This window comes from Streptomyces alkaliphilus (assembly GCF_014141535.1).
Classification (GTDB): Bacteria; Actinomycetota; Actinomycetes; order Streptomycetales; family Streptomycetaceae; genus Streptomyces; species Streptomyces alkaliphilus.
In genome coordinates, this window is the sequence record NZ_VKHT01001548.1 from 1 (window position 1) to 751 (window position 751).

Below are 751 nucleotides of genomic sequence, written 5' to 3' on the forward strand. Positions count from 1 at the left end.
AGCGGAGTGCGTCACGGGCGTCGCGTGTTCTCGGGAGGGAATCCCGCCGGAGCGGGAACGGGCCGGGTGATGGTGCCGACGGTACGGCAGGGACGGCCGCGGGACACGGGCCGGGCGCGTCGATCGGTGCGCCGGACCGGTTCCGCCGGGCAACCACCGACCGGAGGCCGGGGCGGTTGGCCCGGCCGGTGGGGGATGACGGAAGCTGGTGGATGTGAGCAGTGAGCGTCCGAGGAGCGGCCGCCCGGCGTGTGCGCCGGGGGCGCCCTCAACGGGTCGGCGCGCCGGGCGGGGCGCCTGTCGTGCCGTCGTCCGGGGTGCCGGACGGCGGGGTGTGACGACGATCGGGCGGGATGGCGGCGGCGAGCTCCGCCGGGATGTCCCGGAGATCCGCGGCCTCGCCCGGGTCGGCGGCCCCGCCGGCCCAACGGGCCCGCGGGAGATCGACCCGCGGCGGGTCGAGGCCGCGCAACGGCGTGCCCTCCGCCCGATAGTGCGCCAGGGCACGGGCCTCGTGACCGGCGGGGGCGTGCCCACCGGCCCGCACCACCCGCCACCAGGGCACCGTCCCGCCGTACAGGGCCATCGTCCGTCCGACGGTGCGCGGACCACCGGAGCCGACGAGCGCGGCGACGTCGCCGTAGGTGAGCACCCGGCCGGGTGGGATCGTCTCGACAACCGCCAGGATCCGATCGACCCGATCGTTCACACGTTCCACGGTCTTTCCCGCTCCCTCCGACGACCCCGACCC

The 751-nt window shown here is 77.0% G+C and carries 1 protein-coding gene; it reads right to left on the reverse strand.

The window, feature by feature from the left end; translation table 11 throughout:
• Positions 1–268: 268 nt before the first annotated feature.
• On the reverse strand, positions 269–751 hold a 483-nt coding region (locus FNQ90_RS25600; protein WP_228471612.1), incomplete at its 5' end, for an MGMT family protein.